Raw genomic sequence first — 18,087 nt, forward strand, 5'->3', positions numbered from 1 at the left:
ACGGCGAAGGCCCCCGCCCCCGCGGACAGCGGGGGACGGGGGCCTTCTCGGCGTCTTCGGCGCCGTGGGGCTCGTACGGCCGTGAGGCCCGTACGTCAGTGGCTGTGGCCGTGACCGTGGCCGTGGCCCGCCTCGGCCTCCTCCTCGGCCGGCTTCTCGACGACCAGGGTCTCGGTCGTGAGCAGCAGCGAGGCGATGGAGGCGGCGTTCTCCAGGGCGGAGCGTGTGACCTTGACCGGGTCGATGACGCCGGCCTTCACGAGGTCGCCGTACTCGCCGGTGGCGGCGTTGAAGCCCTGGCCCGCCTCGAGCTCCGCGACCTTGGCGGTGATGACGTAGCCCTCGAGGCCGGCGTTCTCCGCGATCCAGCGCAGCGGCTCGACGGCGGCGCGGCGGACGACGGCGACACCGGTGGCCTCGTCGCCCTCCTTGCCCAGGTTGCCCTCGAGCACCTTCACGGCGTGGACGAGCGCGGAGCCACCACCGGAGACGATGCCCTCCTCGACCGCGGCGCGGGTCGCGGAGATGGCGTCCTCCAGACGGTGCTTCTTCTCCTTCAGCTCCACCTCGGTGGCGGCGCCGACCTTGATCACGCACACGCCGCCGGCCAGCTTCGCGAGGCGCTCCTGGAGCTTCTCGCGGTCCCAGTCGGAGTCCGTGGTCTCGATCTCGGCCTTGATCTGGTTGACGCGGCCCTGCACGTCCTCGGAGTTGCCGCCACCGTCGACGATGGTGGTGTCGTCCTTGGTGACGGTGACACGGCGGGCGGTGCCCAGCACGTCCAGACCGGCCTGGTCGAGCTTGAGGCCGACCTCCTCGGCGATGACGGTGGCACCGGTGAGGGTGGCCATGTCGCCGAGCATCGCCTTGCGGCGGTCGCCGAAGCCGGGGGCCTTGACGGCCACCGCGTTGAACGTGCCGCGGATCTTGTTCACGACCAGGGTCGACAGGGCCTCGCCCTCGACGTCCTCGGCGATGATCAGCAGCGGCTTGGAGCCACCCGCCTGGATGACCTTCTCCAGCAGCGGGAGCAGGTCCTGGATGGAGGAGATCTTGCCCTGGTGGATCAGGATGTACGGGTCGTCGAGGACGGCCTCCATACGCTCCTGGTCGGTCACCATGTACGGGGAGAGGTAGCCCTTGTCGAAGGCCATGCCCTCGGTGAAGTCGAGCTCCAGGCCGAAGGTGTTGGACTCCTCGACGGTGATGACACCGTCCTTGCCCACCTTGTCCATCGCCTCGGCGATGAGCTCGCCTACCTGCTGGTCCTGCGCGGAGAGCGCGGCCACGGCGGCGATGTCGGCCTTGTCCTCGATCGGGCGGGCGGTCGCGAGGAGCTCCTCGGACACGGCCTTGACCGCGGCGTCGATGCCCTTCTTCAGGGCGGCCGGGGAGGCGCCGGCGGCGACGTTGCGCAGGCCCTCGCGGACCAGAGCCTGGGCCAGCACGGTGGCGGTGGTCGTACCGTCACCCGCGATGTCGTTGGTCTTGGTCGCCACCTCCTTCACCAGCTGGGCGCCGAGGTTCTCGTACGGGTCCTCGACCTCGACCTCGCGGGCGATGGTGACACCGTCGTTGGTGATGGTGGGCGCGCCGAACTTCTTGTCGATGACGACGTTGCGGCCGCGGGGACCGATCGTCACCTTGACCGTGTCGGCAAGCTTGTTGACGCCGCGCTCGAGGGCGCGACGGGCGTCCTCGTCGAACTTCAGGATCTTCGCCATGGGAGCGATTCAGCCCTCTCGGAAATCGTGTTCAAAAGAACCGCGCCCCTCGCCGCCCGGCGTCAGCGGGGTGGCCAGGGGCGCAGCTCAAAGCAAATCTGCCGGGTGAAGCAGGAATTACTTCTCGACGATCGCGAGCACGTCGCGGGCCGAGAGGACGAGGTACTCCTCGCCGCTGTACTTCACTTCGGTGCCGCCGTACTTGCTGTACAGCACCACGTCGCCGACGTTCACGTCGAGCGGAAGGCGCTCGCCGTTCTCGAAGCGGCCCGGGCCCACGGCCAGGACGACGCCCTCCTGGGGCTTCTCCTTGGCGGTGTCCGGGATAACCAGGCCAGAAGCCGTGGTCTGCTCGGCGTCGAGCGGCTGGACCACAATGCGGTCCTCGAGCGGCTTGATGGCAACCTTGGAGCTGGTGGTCGTCACGATCCGACCTCCCCCTTCGGAGATCTCACGGGGTTAACTGATCTGAGGTGGCGACCAGGTGGATCCGTCGTCGCGGGTGCCGGACCTGCCCGTCGCTGTGTTGGCACTCTCCGGTGGGGAGTGCCAGGAGCGAGACTATGACTGCGATTAGCACTCGGTCAAGCGGAGTGCCAATGCAGCGCCGCGTGGCGGCCTGATCCGGTCCTGGCCGCGCCCCCGACGGCCGTGCCGCCTGCGGCGAGCGGCGCCCTCTGCGCCCGCCGTGCGGCCCGCGTTCTCGATCGAGTCCACGGCCGGTGCGCCGCCCTCCTCGGCGAGCAGCGCACCGGCCGCCGCTGCCCCGGCGAGGAGCCGGTGCGCACGGCTCACACGTAGTCCTCCAGCTTCGCCACGGCGTAGCCCTTGGCGGTCACGGTCCGCATGACCCGCCGGATCATGTCCGGCATCGTGCCCTTCCACTCCCCACGGCCACGGAAGTGGGTGAGGACGATGTCGCCGGGGTGCAGGTCCCGGTCCCATTCGCGCCACTCCATGCGATCGGGGAACGCCTCGGACGCCCACAGCGGCACAGCCTCGATCCCGCAGGACTTCGCGACGCGCAGCGTGTCCTTGTTGTAGCTGCCGTACGGCGGGCGGAACAGCCGCGGGCGCGTGCCGTACCGCTTCTGCAGCCTGTCCTGCTGGCTGCAGATCTCCCGCTTCTGGGCTGAGTACGAAAGGCCGGGCAGATAGGGGTGGTTGAGCGTGTGGTTGTGCAGCGCGACGCCGCGGTCCCGCATCTTCTCGAAGTAGTCGTAGTCGTCGTCGATCACGTAGTCGCTGAGGAAGGCGCTGTACGGGATCTGCAGTTCGGACATCATCCGCAGCAGCTCGGGGTCCTTCTCCGCGCCGTCGTCGATCGTCAGGAAGACGATCTTCTCCTTGGTCGGAACGGTCGTGAAGACCGGCGGCAGTTCGTCGCCGCCCTCGACCTCGAAGCCCTTGCGGGTGGTGATCCTCGGCTTGACGGCGGGCGGCGGGGGCGCGGCGAGCGGGGTCTGCTCCAGGCCCCACTTCTTCGCTGCCGCGGCCCGTTTGGCCTGAGCCCGCCTGACCTTTCCGGCGGACGCGGCCAGCGCACCGGACGGGCCCGCCGCCTGCTCCTGCGCCGCCGGACCCCGCTCGGCCTGACGCCCCGCGGCGGACGGCGCCGGACGCGGGGCCTGCCCGTCCCCGCCCGCACAGCCCGAGCCGGTGGCGGCGACGACGAGCGCGGCGAGACCCACCCCGACCCGGTACGCTCTCACTTTTCCCTTTTGTCGTACTAGCTGCATGGCGTCGCATCCTGTCAGCGCGGCGCCCGCCCGCCCGGCCGACACCGCCTGTGCGCGCGGAGCATCCCCCGCCTGGCCCACAATGGCCGGGTGAACGCCTCCGATCCGCTCGCCGCCTTCCTGGCCCTGCGCACCGAGGAGGGGGCCGCGCTGCTGGCGTCGCTCGCCTCCTACGACCCCGCCGACGAACTGGCGGTGGCCACCCGGCTGCGCCGCGAGCATCCGGCGGAGCTCGTCTCGGCGGCCCTCGGGCAGGCCCGGCTGCGGCAGCGCGCGGCGGCGAAGTTCGGCGCGGAGGACGCCGGACGGATGTTCTTCACCCCGAACGGCGTCGAGCAGTCCACCCGCCGGTCGGTCGCCGCCCACCGGGCCGAGCGCTTCGCCGCGCTCGGCGTGCGCAGCGTCGCCGACCTGTGCAGCGGCATCGGCGGCGACGCGCTCGCGCTCGCGCGGGCGGGCATCTCCGTCCTGGCCGTGGACCGGGACCCGCTGACGGCCGAGGCCGCGCGGGCCAACGCCGAGGCGCTCGGCCTCGCCGATCTCGTCGAGGTCCGCTGCGCGGACGTGACGGACATCGACACCTCCGCGTACGACGCGGTGTTCGTGGACCCGGCGCGACGCGGCGGCCGGGGCAGGATCTTCGACCCGGAGGCGTACTCGCCGCCCCTGTCCTGGGCGATCGCCGCGGCCCGCACACGCCCCCACGCCGCGCTCAAGATCGCGCCGGGCATCCCGCACGAGGCCGTCCCCGAGGACGCCGAGGCCGAGTGGATCTCGGACGGGGGTGACGTCAAGGAGGCGGTGCTCTGGTTCGGCACGGACCCGGCCGCGGTTCGCGCGACCCTGCTCCCGGGCCCGCACACCCTGACCGGGCGCGGCCTGCCGGACCCCGCCGTCCGCGCGGTCGGCCGCTACCTCTACGAGCCCGACGGCGCGGCGATCCGCGCGCATCTGGTCGCCGAGGTCGCCGAGGACGTCTCGGGCGGCCTGATCGACGAGACGATCGCCTACATCACGTCGGACGGGCTGCACCCGACGCCGTACGCCACGGCCTACGAGATCACCGACGCGCTGCCCTTCAACGTGAAGAAGCTGAAGGCGCTGCTCCGGGAGCGCCAGGTCGGCGTCCTGACCGTGAAGAAGCGCGGCTCGGCGGTCGAACCGGAGGAACTGCGCCGCAAGATGAAGCCCCAGGGGCCGGCCTCGGCGACCGTGTTCCTCACGCGCGTGGCCGGGGCGCCGGCCATGCTGGTGGGCCACCCGGCCTAGCGATCCGGCGGCGCGGTCCCCGGCTCAGGGCTGGGCACGCGCAAGGGCGCCGGCTCAGACGCGGGCGCCGGAGGCGGCCCGGCGCGGGACGAGCCGCAGCGCCCAGCGGTAGTGGCCCACCGCCTTCGAGACGCCGATCAGGCCCGTCAGCCACAGGATCATCCCGAGACCCATCAGCAGCACCACCCCCGGCACCGTGTCCTGGCCGGGCTCCGCGCCGGCCGGGACGGCGAAGCACGTCCACAGACCGCCCGCGCACATCAGGAACGACGGCAGGAACCAGGTCAGGCTCAGGCCCGGCGAGGCGAAGCGTGCGTCGCCTGCCGGGTCGCTGTCCAGGCCGCTCCACGCGCGCAGCAGCCCACGCACCTTCGCGTCGCGGGCGAGGCCGAAGCCGATCAGCAGGCCGGTCGGCACCATGAAGGCGGCGCCCAGCAGGAGGAGCACCCCGCCGAACATCTTGCTCAGCGCGTCGAGCGGCTCGTCGAACGTCCGCAGTGCGGCGGCGACCAGCACCCAGCCGACCGCGAACCCCGCGGCCAGCAACCACAGTTGGACCAGCACGGCCCCGCCGATGCTCATCCGGTGGAGCTCCGCCATCGCGCGCGCCCGGTCGGCGAGCAGCGACGTGCGGTCGGGCCACGCCCGTACGCCGAAGGGCGGGGGCGGGGGCGGGAGGGTGCGTCCTGACATGGCCATGAGGCTACCGGGCGCTTCCTCGGGCGCGGGGCACCCGGGCCCCGGCTACGGCACGGCGCGGGCGGCCCGGTCCAGCAGCAGTTCCCTCTCCCGCGCGTTGCGGGCGAGGGACGCCGCCCGTTCGAACTCCGCCCGTGCCTCCTCGGCGCGGCCCAGCCGGGCCAGCAGGTCGCCGCGGACGCTCGGGAGCAAGTGGTAGTCCTTCAGAGCCGGTTCACCGGCCACCGCGTCCACCAGGGCGAGCCCGGCCCCGGGCCCCTCGGTCATCGACACCGCGACCGCCCGGTTCAGTTCGACGACCGGGGACGGCGTGAGACGGACCAACTGCCCGTACAGCGCGGCGATCGTCGCCCAGTCGGTGTCCCCGTAACGCAGAGCCCGCGCGTGGCAGGCGGCGATGGCGGCCTGGAGGCAGTACGGGCCGTACGGGCCGCCGCCCGCGCGTCCCAGTGCCTCGATGCCGCGCCGGATCAGCAGCCGGTTCCACTTGGCGCGGTTCTGCTCGGCGAGGAGGACGGGCTCGCCCGAGGGGCCCGTACGGGCCGGGATGCGGGACGCCTGGAACTCCAGCAGGGCAGCCAGGCCGTGGACTTCCGGTTCGTCCGGCGTCAGGCCGGCGAGGACCCGGGCCAGGCGCAGCGCGTCCTCGCAGAGCGCCGGGCGCACGAGGTCGTCCCCGGCGGTCGCCGCGTATCCCTCGTTGAAGATCAGGTAGATGACGTCGAGCACGGAGCCAAGGCGCGCGGCGCGCTCGGCTCCGTACGGCGCCTCGAAGGCCACGTCCGCCGTGGCCAGCGCCCGCTTGGCGCGCACGATGCGCTGCGCGACCGTCGGCTCCGACACGAGGAACGCGCGGGCGATCTCCGCGGTCGTCAGCCCACCGAGCAGCCTGAGCGTGAGCGCGACCCTGGCCTCGGTCGACAGCACCGGATGGCAGGCGGTGAAGATCAGCCGCAGGAGGTCGTCGTCGATGTCGTCCGCCTCGGCCGGTTCTGGCGGCGGCGGCGCGTCCTCCAGCGTGCGCCCCACCTCGGCCAGCTTGCGGGCGTACGTCTCCTTGCGGCGTACGAGGTCGATGGCGCGGTGCTTGGCGGTGGCCATGAGCCAGGCTCCCGGCCTGTCCGGGACGCCCGACTCCGGCCACTGCTCCAGCGCGGCGACCAGAGCGTCCTGCGCGATCTCCTCGGCGATGCCGACGTCCCGCACGATGCGGGCCACGCCGGCGATGATGCGCGCCGACTCGATCCTGAAGACCGCCTCGACCGTGTTCGCTGCGCTTCCTGCCGTCACGGCCACCCATCAGAGCAGCCGCGGCGGAACGGGCGCAACCGCGGCCGGCTCAGCCCTCCATGATCTGGCGGACCTCGCAGGTGACGGTCCACTCCTCCGGGTGGATCTCCAGGAAGCGCTTGGCCCATTCGAGGGCCTCGGCCTTGTCCTTGCACTGCATGAGGGCGTAGCCGCCGATGACTTCCTTGGTCTCGGTGAAGGGGCCGTCGGTGTACGACAGCTTCCCGCCGGACCAGGTCACGCGGGTGCCCTCGGAGGACGGGAGCAGGCCGGCGGTGTCCAGCATGACCCCGGCCTTGGTGATCTCTTCGAGCAGCTTGCCCATGCGCTCGTCGAAGTCCTCCGGGAAGTCGTCCGTGGGGATCTCGTTCTCGTTGACGCGGATCATCGACAGGAAGCGGGGCATGGTGACTCCTCGGGTCGTGAGTACGGGGCCGTTCCCCGCCTCTCACCCGTGCGTCGAACGGGAGACGGCCGGATCGACGTCCTCCCGGAAAATTCTTCCGGGAATTCCCGGCGGGTTCTCAGCCGAGCGACTCGAAGCGCCAGCGGTGCACCGGCCGGGTGATCACATCGCGGGCGGGCTCGGGAAGTTCGGGCAGCTCCGCGTCGGCGTGCGCCGCCTCCCACCAGGTGATGACCAGCACCCGGTCCGGCGCGGCCCGGAAGGTCTCGCGGCGCAGCGGATCGCGCGCGAGCTGCTGGGCGCGGGCCCACTCCAGCAACTCGGCGCCCCGGCCGTCCACGGCGCGGGCCTCCCACATCAGGGCGACGACGGTCATGAGTACAGGTTGTCCTTGCTGACCTCGTGCACATGATCGTGGTCGTGGATCGCGCCGGCGGGGTCCGTGCCCGGCACGTGCGGGTCCGTCACGGGCAGCGACGAGTCCGCGGACAGCTCCCAGTCGGAGGCCGGCCGGTTGCGCGCCACCATCTCCGCGCCCAGAGCGGCGACCATCGCGCCGTTGTCCGTGCACAGCTTGGGCCGCGGGACGCGCAGCCGGATGCCCGCACGCTCGCAGCGCTCCTCGGCGAGCGCGCGCAGCCGGGAGTTGGCCGCGACGCCGCCGCCGATCATCAGGTGGTCCACGCCCTGGTCCTTGCACGCGCGCACTGCCTTGCGGGTCAGCACGTCGACGACCGCCTCCTGGAAGGACGCCGCCACGTCCCGCACCGGCACCTCCTCGCCCGCGGCCCGCTTCGCCTCGATCCAGCGGGCGACGGCCGTCTTCAGGCCCGAGAAGGAGAAGTCGTACGCCGGGTCCTTCGCCCCGCTCAGGCCGCGCGGGAACGCGATCGCCTCCGGGTCCCCCTCCCTGGCCAGCCGGTCGATCACCGGGCCGCCGGGGAAGCCGAGGTCGAGGACACGCGCGATCTTGTCGAACGCCTCACCGGCCGCGTCGTCGATCGTCGCGCCCATGGGACGCACGTCGGCGGTGATGTCGGGGGCGAGCAGCAGCGAGGAGTGGCCGCCGGAGACGAGGAGCGCCATGGTCGGCTCCGGGAGCGGGCCGTGCTCCAGCTGGTCGACGCAGATGTGCGAGGCGAGGTGGTTGACCCCGTACAGCGGCTTGTTCAGGGCGTACGCGTACGCCTTCGCCGCCGAGACCCCCACCAGCAGCGCGCCGGCGAGCCCGGGCCCGGCCGTGACGGCGATGCCGTCGAGGTCGCGGGCGCTGACCCCGGCCTCCTTCAGGGCGCGCTCGATGGTCGGCACCATCGCCTCCAGGTGCGCGCGCGAGGCGATCTCCGGGACGACGCCGCCGAAGCGGGCGTGCGTGTCCACGCTGGAGGCGATCGCGTCGGCGAGCAGGGTCGTCCCGCGGACGATGCCGACTCCGGTCTCGTCGCAGGAGGTCTCGATGCCGAGTACGAGCGGTTCGTCAGCCATGGGTGTGAGTCTCAGTTCCTTGAACGGTCAGGCTTGTACGGTCAGGCGCATGACGAGGGCGTCGATGTTGCCGGGCTGGTAGTAGCCGCGGCGGAATCCGATGGGCTCGAAGCCGAAGCGCTCGTACAGCTTCTGGGCCCGGGTGTTGTCCACACGCACTTCGAGGAGCACCTCGTCGCACTCGAAGGCGGTGGCGTGCTGGAGCAGGTCGGTCAGCAGCCGGGCGCCGAGGCCGCTGCCCCACTGGTCGCGTTCGACCGCGATGGTCTGGACGTCGCCGAGGCCGCCCGCCGCCGCGAGCCCCGCGTAGCCGACGATCCTGCCGTCGAGCTCGGCGACGACGTACCGGCGGGTGGCCTGCGGGCCCCGGGAGTGCGCGAGCTCGGACCAGAACATCCCGGCCGACCAGGCGTCGTCGGGGAACAGCTCGTTCTCGAGCTCGAGCACCGGCCGGATGTCCCACCAGCGCATCTCACGCAGGGCGGCGGCGCTCACTTCGGAGTGACCACCTTGTAGTTCTTGGGGACCTGGGCGTCGGGTCGGCGCAGGTACAGCGGCAGCGGGGCGAGGAAGTCCTCGCCGGCCGCCAGCTTCCCGGCCGCGAGCGCGGCGAGGGCGGCGGCGCTGACGTGCTCGGGGCCGCGGGCGTCCGGGAACGTCTCCGGGTACAGCAGGGCGCCGGCGCCGACCGCGGGCAGGCCCGCGACCTGCTCGGCGATGTCGGCGGGCCGGTCGACGGCGGCGTCGGTCACACGGGTGCCGGCATCCGCGTACCGCGCCCAGTAGACCTCCTTGCGGCGCGCGTCCGTCGCCACCACGAACGGCTCGTCGAGGCCGGCGGCGTACGCGAGACCGTCCAGCGTGCACACCCCGTGGACGGGGACACCGAGCGCCGACGCGAACGTCGTGGCCGTCACGAGCCCGACGCGCAGTCCCGTGTACGGCCCCGGTCCGACGCCGACCACGATCCCGGTGACGGCGTCGAGTTTCACGCCGGCCTCGGCGAGCACCCGGTCGACGGCGGGCAGCAGCAGCTCCCCGTGCCTTCGGGCGTCCACCCGGCTGGACTCGGCGACGACGGCGGACCCGTCGTGGAGAGCGGCGGTGACGGCGGGCGTGGCGGTATCCATGGCGAGCAAGAGCACGCAAACAGCCTACGGCTCCGGCGGCGGAGGCACGGCCGCCCCGTCGAACGCGGGGCCTGCTGCTACCGTCACCACAACCGGGAAGAGATTCGAAAGGTGGGCACGGTGGCACGGAGCAGCTCGGGACTCGTGGCCGGGCTCACGGCGGCCGCGCTGGCCGTCGTCGGCTTCCTCGCCTATCAGGCGTCGGCGAACGTTCCCGACAGCCTCAACGCGCCCAAGGCCCCGAGCGCCGTGCCGTCGGCGAAGGCCTCCGGCAGCCCGCAGGAGAAGGCGAAGGACCCGCTCGCGGTGCCCGCGCACTCCGGTACGGGCGTGCGGGTGGTCTACGCGCTGGGCGAGCGGCGGGTGTGGCTGGTCGGCGCGAAGGGCAAGCCGCGCACCTTCGAGGTCATGCCGTCGACGGTGAGCCCCGCTCCCGGCACGTACACCGTCACCTCGCGCTCGGGCAGCGTCCCCGGGTCGGACGGGGTCCCGGTCGAACACGTGGTGCGGTTCGCGAAGGTCGGCGACGTGTCGATCGGCTTCAGCGCGGCCGTGAACGGCTCGATGGCGAGCCCGGACCCGAACAGGAGGACGGGCGGCGTACGGATGACGCGGGCCGACGGGGACGCGATGTGGGTGTTCGCGACGATCGACTCGAAGGTGGTCGTGGTCCCGTAGGACCACCCGTACGGAACCGGCTGTACGAATCCGGGCCCGCCCGTGCGCTACGCGGCGTCGCGCCGCGCCTCGTCCGTCTCCCCTGCCCGCGGCCTCTCACGCGGCGGGGTCGACACCGCGCTGGCCGCCGCGCAGGACGCCAGCAGGTCCCGCATCGACAGGACCGGGGGGTGCGGCACGGGCGCCGCGGGCGCGTGCTGCCGGTTCTGCGGTTCGCGCTCCGATGCCGACATGGACGCCTCCTGGTGGGCTCCGGGGGCGGGCGTGGTTAGGTAGACCTAACCAGGTCTCTCCACCATGTCATCACGCGCGGGACGCCGGGCGCAACAATTTCCCGACGTCTTGTCGGAACGTACGGCGTTTCGTGTCGGGACCGCGCCCGCGTCCCACTCGTTCAGGCCAGACCCAGCTCCGCCCAGCGCTCCCCGTACCCCCGCAGCACCACCTCGCGGCGGTCGTCCTCCGTGTCGCCCACGACCCGGTGGATCACCACGTGCAGACGGTCCTCGGACAGGTCCTCGACCTTGCCCTCGCCCCACTCCACGACCACCACCGATTCCGGCAGCGAGACGTCGAGGTCGAGGTCCTCCATCTCGTCGAGGCCGCCGCCCAGGCGGTACGCGTCGACGTGGACGAGCGCCGGTCCGCCCGTCAGGGACGGGTGGACGCGCGCGATCACGAACGTCGGGGACGTGACGGCTCCGCGGACCCCGAGCCCCTCGCCCAGGCCGCGTGTCAGCGTCGTCTTGCCCGCGCCGAGCTCGCCCGTGAGCATCACCAGGTCGCCGGGGCGGAGCAGTTTCGCGAGCCTGCGGCCCAGATCCTGCATCTGCTCGGGGGACTCGATCGAGAGGCGGGCGGAGCCGGCGACGGCCGTCTCAGCCGCCGGGCTGTGCGGTGCTTCCAGCGGTGCTTCCATACGTGCCAACGTTAGCCGCTGCCGCGACCGCGCCCGCCCGGGCCAGCAGGTCCGCCAGCCGGTCGGTGACGGCCTCGGGATGCTCCAGCATCACCAGGTGTCCCGAGTCCGGCACGATCACCAGCTCGGCCTCCGGCATCACATCGGCGATCGCCTCACTGTGCGTCCCGGGCGTGACCAGGTCCTTGTCACCCGCGAGGACGAGGACCGGCAGCCCGTCGAACACGACGAGCGCCTCGGCCTTGTCGTGCTCGGCGAAGGCCGGGTAGAACTCGGCGACCACGTCGATCGGTGTCGACTCGATCATCCGTTCCGCGAACCGCGCGACCGCCGGGTCCACGTCCCTCGACGAGAAGGAGTACCGCTTGATCAGGCCCGCGAACAGGTCGGCCGTCGCCCGCCTGCCCCGCTCGACCAGCTCCGCCTGCGAGCCGAGTGCCCGCAGCACCCCGGGCAGCACCCGGCGCACCACGTTGACGCCCGCCACCGGGAGGCCGTAACTGACCTCGCCGAGCTTGCCCGACGACGTGCCGATCAGGGCGATCGCCGCCACCCGCTCCCGGACGAACTCGGGGTAATGGGCGCCCAGCGCCATCATCGTCATGCCGCCCATCGAGTGGCCGACGAGCACCAGCGGGCCCTCGGGAGCCGCCGCGTCGACGACCGCCTTCAGGTCACGGCCGAGCTGGTCGATGGAGACCGGCACGCCGTCCGGGCCCGCCTGCGCGGCGCCGCGCGCCGAACGGCCGTGGCTGCGCTGGTCCCAGTACACCGCGCGCACCAGACCCCGCAGCGCCGCCCGCTGGAAGTGCCACGAGTCCTGGTTGAGGCAGTAGCCGTGGCTGAAGACGACGGTGACGGGGGCGGGCGCCTTGCGCCCGAACATCCGGCGGCGGCGCGGCGCTGCCACGTCCGGGTCGACCTCCTCCACCTCGTAGTAGAGCTCGGTGCCGTCGTCCGCGACCGCCGTGCCGGGCATGCCGCGCAGCGAGCCGTAGGGGCCGGCCGCGTCGAGGGCGAGACGCGCCTTCCTGCGCATGCCGCGCCCGACGGTGAGGCGCTCGAGCGCGACGCCCGCGGCGGCACCGGCCGCGACCACGCCTATGGCGGCACCGGCGATGCCCGCCCTGCGCCAGTTGCCCGTGGCCACCGCTGCGGCGGCCTCGGCCACCTCCCCCGTGCTGGTCTCGCTCACCGTGCCTCTCCTACTCGTCGGCGGTCCGCTCGTCGCACTCTTCGGGAACCTCGTTCACATAGACGCGCGGCACCCGGGCGCCGATGCGGGTGACGATCTCGTACGCGATCGTGTCCGCCGCCCGCGCCCAGTCCTCGGCGGTCGGCTCGCCCCGGTCGCCCGGGCCGAACAGCAGCGCCTCGGTTCCCTCCTCGACCGTCTGCCCGCCGAGATCGACGACGAACTGGTCCATCGCGACCCGGCCGGCGACCCGCCGCCACTCCCCGCCGATCAGCACCGGACCGCGGCCCGACGCATGGCGCGGAATGCCGTCCGCGTAGCCGAGGGGCACGAGACCGAGCGTCGTCTCGGAGCCGGTGACGTAGTGGTGGCCGTAGCTGACGCCGTGGCCCGCCGGCACCTGCTTGACGAGCGCCACGGACGCGGCGAGCGTCATCACCGGGCGCAGGCCGAAGTCCGCGGGCGTGCCCAGCTCGGGGCTGGGCGAGACGCCGTACATCGCGATGCCGGTCCGTACGAGATCGAAGTGGGACTCCGGAACGCTCAGCGTGGCCGGGGAGTTGGCCATGTGCCGCACCTCGGGCTCGACGCCGGCCTTCTCGGCGTGGTCCACCATGTCGCGGAACACGTCCAGCTGGGCGGCGATCGAGGGGTGCCCTGGCTCGTCGGCACAGGCGAAGTGCGACCACAGACCCGTGATCTCGACCAGGCCCTCGTCCTCGGCGGCGCGCGCGGCCGCCACGAGCGCGGGCCAGTCGGCGGGCTGGCAGCCGTTGCGGCCGAGTCCGGTGTCCGCCTTGAGCTGGACGCGGGCCGGTGCGCCGGCCTCCCTGGCCGCCGTGGTGACCTCCTTCAGCGCCCACAGGCCGCTCACGGACATGTCGAGGTCCGCCTCGATGCCCTCGCGCCACGGGTCGCCCGGCGTCCACAGCCAGCACATGATCCGCCCGCCGATCCCGGCCGCGCGCAGGGCGAGCGCCTCGTGCGGGGTGGCCGTGCCCAGCCAGGTCGCGCCCGCGGCGAGCGCGGCACGGGCGCAGGGCACCATGCCGTGCCCGTACGCGTCCGACTTGACCACGGCCATCAGCGCGGAGCGCGGCGCACGGGCGCGCAGCGCGCGGACGTTGGCGCGCAGGGCCGCGAGGTCGATCTCGGCGCGAGCTCGCGGCGGTGCGGGGGGCGGCGGTGTCTGGCTCATCGCGCCCAGTCTCTCAGAGCCGCCCGGCTCGATCCGTATGGGCGGCAGTCGACTGTGTCACTCGCCGGGCGGCGCCGGGGCCCGTCATTCCCTCACATCGCGCCAGGCGGCCGGGAGAGTCGCCGCCACCTCGTCCGCGGTGATCGGCACGCCCCGCGCTGCGCGGAGCCGGGCCGCGAGGCCGTGCAGATAGGCGGCGGCGGAGCCCGCGTCGCGCGCGTCGAGTCCGGCGGCCAGCAGCGAACCGGCGAGCCCGGAGAGCACGTCCCCGCTGCCCGCGGTCGCCAGCCACGGGGTGCCCATGGGGTTGACGCGCACCGGGGAGCGGCCGCCGTCCGCGTCGGCGACCAGCGTGGTCGAGCCCTTGAGCAGCACGGTCGCCCCGAACCGCGCGGCCAGTTCCCGCACGGACGCGAGCCGCGCCGCCTCCACCTCCTCGCGCGACACGCCGAGCAGCGCGGCGGCCTCGCCCGCGTGCGGCGTCATGAGGGTGGGCGCGGCCCGCTCGCGCACGGCGGCCGGATCCAGGAACCGCAGCCCGTCGGCGTCGACGAGTACGGGAACGTCGGCGGCGAGCACATCCCGCACCGCGTCCCCGTTCTCCCCGATGCCCGGCCCGACGACCCAGGACTGGACCCGTCCCGCCTTCCCCGGCGGTCCCGCGTGCACCAGGCTCTCCGGGAAGCGGGCGATCACCGCGTCGGCCGCCGGTCCGACGTACCGCACGGCTCCGGCCCCGCCGCGCAGGGCGCCCGCCACGGCCAGCACGGCCGCGCCCGGGTAGCGCGCGGACCCGGCGACGATGCCGACGACACCGCGGCGGTACTTGTCGCTCTCCGCGGCCGGGAGGGGCAACAGCCGTGCCACGTCGGCGTGTTGCAGCGCCTCCAGGTCCGGCACGGCCGGCAGGTGCTCCTCGATGCCGATGCCGACCAGCCGGACCGTGCCGGTGTACTCCTTGGCCGGGTCGACGAGCAGGCCCGGCTTGTACGTCCCGAACGTCACCGTGGTGTCCGCGCGCAGCGCCTCCCCGCGCACCTCTCCCGTGTCGGCCTCGACGCCGCTCGGCAGGTCGACGGCGACGACGACGGCGTCCGATCCGCGGGCGGCGCGGGCGACCGGCACGGCGTCCGGCCGCAGGCCGCCGCGTCCGCCGATCCCGGTGATGCCGTCCAGCACGAGGTCGGCGGAGGCGAGCGCCTCGAACGGGTCGTCCGCCACCCGGCCGCCCGCGGCGAGCAGGGCCGCCAGGCCCGCGGGGTGGGTCCGGTCGGGGGCGAGCAGCACGGCGACGACCCCGGCGCCGCGGCGGGCGAGGCGCGCCCCGGCGAACAGGGCGTCGCCGCCGTTGTCCCCGCTGCCGGCCAGCAGCACGACGCGCGCGCCGTACACCCTCCCCAGCACCCCGGCACAGGCGGCGGCCAATCCGGCGGCGGCCCGCTGCATGAGCGCCCCTTCGGGCAGTCGGGCCATGAGCTGCGCCTCGGCGTGCCGGACGGTCTCGACGCTGTAGGCAGTACGCATGCCCCCGAGTCTGCCCCAAGCCCGCGCCTGCCGCGCGAGGACGCCGCGTCACAAGTCTCGCGGCACGGGCCGGAGTTACGGGGCCCAGGAGCGCGGCACGCTGCGCCCTCCTGCGGGGACGCCCGGCGCGCCCTTGGGCACCCCGCCGTTTCCGGGCGGAATGAGCCCGCCCCTCCGTCGCGGGCACCGTCACCGCGGACGCGACCGGCCACGCTTGCGGCAGCCACGCCCGAACCCGCACGCCGGGATCGCGACCGCCGCCTCATGGCGGGGATGGGGGCGGGGGGCGGGAGTGCGGCACGCCCCACCAGGGGCGAGCGTGCGCTACGTGAGCGTCCAGGAGGACCGGGCACGGCGGGTACCGGCGCTGCGCCTCAGTCGCCAACCCGCCGGACGCGCGCACCCCGGCGTGGGGAGCGGAACGCAGCCGGTGGGCCGCCTCAGCGCCGACTCGCCCCGCGCGGGCCCACCGCGTCAGGGCGGGACGCCCCCGGCGGGCCGGCCCGACAGCGCGCCTCAGCCCTCCGCGATCACCACCGCCGACGCCACCCCCGCGTCGTGGCTGAGCGAGACGTGCCAGGAACGGACGCCCAGTTCGGCCGCGCGGGCCGCGACCGTGCCGCGCACGCGCAGGCGGGGGCGGCCCGAGTCCTCCACGTACACCTCGGCGTCCGTCCACAGCAGTCCGGCCGGCGCGCCGAGCGCCTTGGCCAGCGCCTCCTTCGCGGCGAACCTCGCCGCGAGAGACGCGTACCCCCGCCGATCCCCGCTCGGCAGCAGCAACTCGTGCTCCACGAAGAGCCGTTCCGCCATGTGCGGCGTGCGCCTCAGCGACGCGGCGAAGCGGTCGATCTCGGCGACGTCGATCCCCACCCCGATGATCATGCGGTGGCGCCTCCCGCCCCGTGCCCGCCCCTCACTCCACCGTCACCGACTTGGCGAGGTTCCTCGGCTGGTCGACCTCGTTGCCGCGGGCCGTCGCCAGCTCGCACGCGAAGACCTGGAGCGGCACCGCGGCCACCATCGGCTGGAGCAGGGTCGGTGTCGCAGGGATCCACACCAGGTGGTCCGCGTACGGCACGACCGACTCGTCGCCCTCCTCCGCGATCACGATCGTCCGCGCACCCCGTGCCCGGATCTCCTGGATGTTGGAGACGATCTTGTCGTGCAGCACCGAACGCCCCCGCGGCGACGGCACCACGACCACCACCGGCAGGTCCTCCTCGATCAGCGCGATCGGCCCGTGCTTGAGCTCGCCCGCCGCGAACCCCTCCGCGTGCATGTACGCCAGCTCCTTGAGCTTGAGCGCACCCTCCAGCGCCACCGGGTAGCCCACGTGCCGCCCCAGGAACAGCACGGTGTTCTTGTCCGCCAGCGAGCGCGCCAGCTCGCGCACCGGCTCCATCGTCTCCAGGACCCGCTCGACCTCACCGGAGATCTGTGCCAGGTCGCGGACCACGGCCCGGATCTCGTCGCCCCACTTGGTGCCCCGCACCTGTCCCAGGTAGAGGGCGACCAGGTAGCAGGCCACCAACTGCGTCAGGAACGCCTTCGTGGAGGCGACCGCCACCTCGGGGCCCGCGTGCGTGTACAGCACGGCGTCCGACTCGCGCGGGATGGTCGACCCGTTGGTGTTGCAGATGGCCAGCACCTTGGCGCCCTGCTCCCGCGCGTGCCGCAGCGCCATCAGGGTGTCCATGGTCTCGCCGGACTGCGAGATCGCGACGACCAGCGTCCGCTGGTCCAGGATGGGGTCCCGGTAACGGAACTCGCTGGCCAGCTCCACCTCGCAGGGGATACGGGTCCAGTGCTCGATGGCGTACTTCGCGATCATGCCCGCGTGGAAGGCGGTCCCGCAGGCCACGATGACGACCTTGGTCGCCTCGCGCAGCACGGACACCGGGATGCGCACCTCGTCGAGACTCAGCGCCCCCGAGGCGTCGATGCGGCCCAGCAGGGTGTCGGCGACCGCCTTGGGCTGCTCGGCGATCTCCTTGAGCATGAAGTAGTCGTACCCCCCCTTCTCGGCCGCGGAGGCGTCCCAGTCCACGTGGTAGGACCGCACGTCCGCGGGCGCCCCGTCGAAGCCGGTGACCGTCACGCCGTCACGGCGGAGCTCCACCACCTGGTCCTGTCCCAGCTCGATGGCGGACCGGGTGTGGGCGATGAACGCGGCCACGTCCGAGGCGAGGAAGGACTCGCCCTCCCCGACGCCCACCACCAGCGGGGAGTTGCGCCGGGCGCCGACCACCACGTCCGGTTCGTCGGCGTGCACGGCGACCAGCGTGAAGGCGCCCTCCAGCTGACGGCACACCAGCCGCATGGCCTCCGCGAGGTCGCCGCACGACGAGAACGACTCCGCGAGCAGATGCGCGACGACCTCGGTGTCGGTCTCCGACGCCAGGTCGTGCCCGCGCTCGGCCAACTCGGCCCGCAGCACGGCGAAGTTCTCGATGATCCCGTTGTGCACGACGGCGACGCGCCCCGCATTGTCCAGATGGGGATGTGCGTTGGCATCCGTCGGGCCGCCGTGCGTGGCCCACCGTGTGTGTCCGATCCCGGTGGAACCGCTCGGCAGCGGCCGCTCCACCAGATCCTTCTCCAGGTTGACGAGCTTGCCCGCCTTCTTCGCCGCGGCGAGCCCGCCGTCCGCGAGCACGGCGACCCCGGCCGAGTCGTAGCCGCGGTACTCCAGCCGCTTCAGTCCGGCGATGACCACATCAAGCGCCGACTGCCCGCCGACGTAACCCACGATTCCGCACATGTGCGCAGCCTACGGCGCGGGGCTCGGCTCGGCATTGGGCCGGTCCGACGGCCGAGCCCCGCCGGCC

General features: G+C 73.3%; 20 protein-coding genes. 2 read left to right on the plus strand and 18 right to left on the minus strand.

Annotated features, from left to right (window positions below; translation table 11 throughout):
* Positions 1–95: 95 nt before the first annotated feature.
* The 4 genes from groL to ACWD0A_RS04845 all read right to left on the minus strand — a co-directional run bounded on the left by groL (position 96) and on the right by ACWD0A_RS04845 (position 3,463).
* Entirely contained in the window at positions 96–1,724 is a 1,629-nt protein-coding gene (gene groL, locus ACWD0A_RS04830) for a chaperonin GroEL (protein ID WP_451294676.1), read from the minus strand.
* 117 nt (positions 1,725–1,841) lie between these two features.
* Positions 1,842–2,150, minus strand: a complete 309-nt coding sequence (gene groES, locus ACWD0A_RS04835; RefSeq protein ID WP_177148652.1) for a co-chaperone GroES — start codon at positions 2,148–2,150, stop codon at positions 1,842–1,844.
* Between the two features lie 147 nt (positions 2,151–2,297).
* Positions 2,298–2,519, minus strand: coding sequence for a hypothetical protein (locus ACWD0A_RS04840; protein ID WP_451294678.1), 222 nt, complete (start codon positions 2,517–2,519; stop codon positions 2,298–2,300).
* Positions 2,516–3,463, minus strand: a complete 948-nt coding sequence (locus ACWD0A_RS04845; RefSeq protein WP_451294680.1) for a polysaccharide deacetylase family protein — start codon at positions 3,461–3,463, stop codon at positions 2,516–2,518. Before ACWD0A_RS04845 ends, ACWD0A_RS04840 begins: the two co-directional genes overlap by 4 nt.
* 90 nt (positions 3,464–3,553) lie before the next feature.
* Here ACWD0A_RS04845 and ACWD0A_RS04850 point away from each other — a divergent pair, with 90 nt between their 5' ends.
* Entirely contained in the window at positions 3,554–4,732 is a 1,179-nt protein-coding gene (locus tag ACWD0A_RS04850; protein ID WP_451294682.1) for a THUMP-like domain-containing protein, read from the plus strand.
* Positions 4,733–4,786: 54 nt separating this feature from the next.
* On the opposite strand, the gene ACWD0A_RS04855 is transcribed toward ACWD0A_RS04850, so the two are convergent.
* The 7 genes from ACWD0A_RS04855 to tsaB form a co-directional block, all read right to left on the minus strand.
* Positions 4,787–5,425, minus strand: coding sequence for a hypothetical protein (locus ACWD0A_RS04855; protein ID WP_451294684.1), 639 nt, complete (start codon positions 5,423–5,425; stop codon positions 4,787–4,789).
* Positions 5,426–5,476: 51 nt separating this feature from the next.
* Positions 5,477–6,727: an RNA polymerase sigma factor gene (locus ACWD0A_RS04860; protein WP_451294686.1), complete on the minus strand. Its 1,251-nt coding sequence runs from the start codon at positions 6,725–6,727 to the stop codon at positions 5,477–5,479.
* 43 nt (positions 6,728–6,770) lie between these two features.
* On the minus strand, positions 6,771–7,127 hold the full coding sequence (locus tag ACWD0A_RS04865) for a YciI family protein (protein ID WP_451294688.1): 357 nt from the start codon (positions 7,125–7,127) through the stop codon (positions 6,771–6,773).
* A gap of 118 nt (positions 7,128–7,245) precedes the next feature.
* Entirely contained in the window at positions 7,246–7,503 is a 258-nt protein-coding gene (locus tag ACWD0A_RS04870) for a hypothetical protein (protein ID WP_451294690.1), read from the minus strand.
* Positions 7,500–8,612 carry a tRNA (adenosine(37)-N6)-threonylcarbamoyltransferase complex transferase subunit TsaD gene (gene tsaD, locus ACWD0A_RS04875; RefSeq protein ID WP_307713955.1) on the minus strand — a complete coding sequence of 371 codons (1,113 nt, stop codon included), beginning with the start codon at positions 8,610–8,612 and terminating at the stop codon, positions 7,500–7,502. The genes ACWD0A_RS04870 and tsaD overlap by 4 nt, the downstream gene beginning before the upstream one ends.
* A gap of 27 nt (positions 8,613–8,639) precedes the next feature.
* A complete protein-coding gene (gene rimI / locus ACWD0A_RS04880; RefSeq protein WP_451294692.1) occupies positions 8,640–9,107 on the minus strand; it encodes a ribosomal protein S18-alanine N-acetyltransferase in 468 nt (155 codons plus the stop codon).
* Positions 9,104–9,757 (minus strand): tRNA (adenosine(37)-N6)-threonylcarbamoyltransferase complex dimerization subunit type 1 TsaB, encoded by a 654-nt coding sequence (gene tsaB, locus ACWD0A_RS04885; protein ID WP_451294694.1) that lies wholly within the window; start codon positions 9,755–9,757, stop codon positions 9,104–9,106. Before tsaB ends, rimI begins: the two co-directional genes overlap by 4 nt.
* Positions 9,758–9,886: 129 nt before the next feature.
* Between tsaB and ACWD0A_RS04890 the strand changes: the two genes are divergently transcribed.
* The gene (locus tag ACWD0A_RS04890; protein WP_451295057.1) at positions 9,887–10,420 is read left to right on the plus strand and encodes a hypothetical protein; all 534 of its coding nucleotides are present in this window, start codon (positions 9,887–9,889) and stop codon (positions 10,418–10,420) included.
* 47 nt (positions 10,421–10,467) lie between these two features.
* Here ACWD0A_RS04890 and ACWD0A_RS04895 read toward each other — a convergent pair whose 3' ends face one another.
* The 7 genes from ACWD0A_RS04895 to glmS all read right to left on the minus strand — a co-directional run bounded on the left by ACWD0A_RS04895 (position 10,468) and on the right by glmS (position 18,020).
* A complete protein-coding gene (locus tag ACWD0A_RS04895; RefSeq protein WP_307713957.1) occupies positions 10,468–10,653 on the minus strand; it encodes a hypothetical protein in 186 nt (61 codons plus the stop codon).
* A gap of 161 nt (positions 10,654–10,814) precedes the next feature.
* Positions 10,815–11,327, minus strand: coding sequence for a tRNA (adenosine(37)-N6)-threonylcarbamoyltransferase complex ATPase subunit type 1 TsaE (gene tsaE, locus ACWD0A_RS04900; protein ID WP_451295059.1), 513 nt, complete (start codon positions 11,325–11,327; stop codon positions 10,815–10,817).
* Positions 11,299–12,534: an alpha/beta fold hydrolase gene (locus ACWD0A_RS04905; protein ID WP_451294696.1), complete on the minus strand. Its 1,236-nt coding sequence runs from the start codon at positions 12,532–12,534 to the stop codon at positions 11,299–11,301. The genes tsaE and ACWD0A_RS04905 overlap by 29 nt, the downstream gene beginning before the upstream one ends.
* Before the next feature lie 10 nt (positions 12,535–12,544).
* Positions 12,545–13,732, minus strand: a complete 1,188-nt coding sequence (gene alr / locus ACWD0A_RS04910; protein WP_451294698.1) for an alanine racemase — start codon at positions 13,730–13,732, stop codon at positions 12,545–12,547.
* 84 nt (positions 13,733–13,816) lie between these two features.
* Positions 13,817–15,256: an NAD(P)H-hydrate dehydratase gene (locus ACWD0A_RS04915; RefSeq protein WP_451294700.1), complete on the minus strand. Its 1,440-nt coding sequence runs from the start codon at positions 15,254–15,256 to the stop codon at positions 13,817–13,819.
* Between the two features lie 516 nt (positions 15,257–15,772).
* Positions 15,773–16,141: a holo-ACP synthase gene (locus ACWD0A_RS04920; protein ID WP_451294702.1), complete on the minus strand. Its 369-nt coding sequence runs from the start codon at positions 16,139–16,141 to the stop codon at positions 15,773–15,775.
* A gap of 31 nt (positions 16,142–16,172) precedes the next feature.
* A complete protein-coding gene (gene glmS / locus ACWD0A_RS04925; protein WP_451294704.1) occupies positions 16,173–18,020 on the minus strand; it encodes a glutamine--fructose-6-phosphate transaminase (isomerizing) in 1,848 nt (615 codons plus the stop codon).
* Positions 18,021–18,087: the final 67 nt, after the last annotated feature.

Source organism: Streptomyces sp. NPDC002867, from assembly GCF_053591895.1.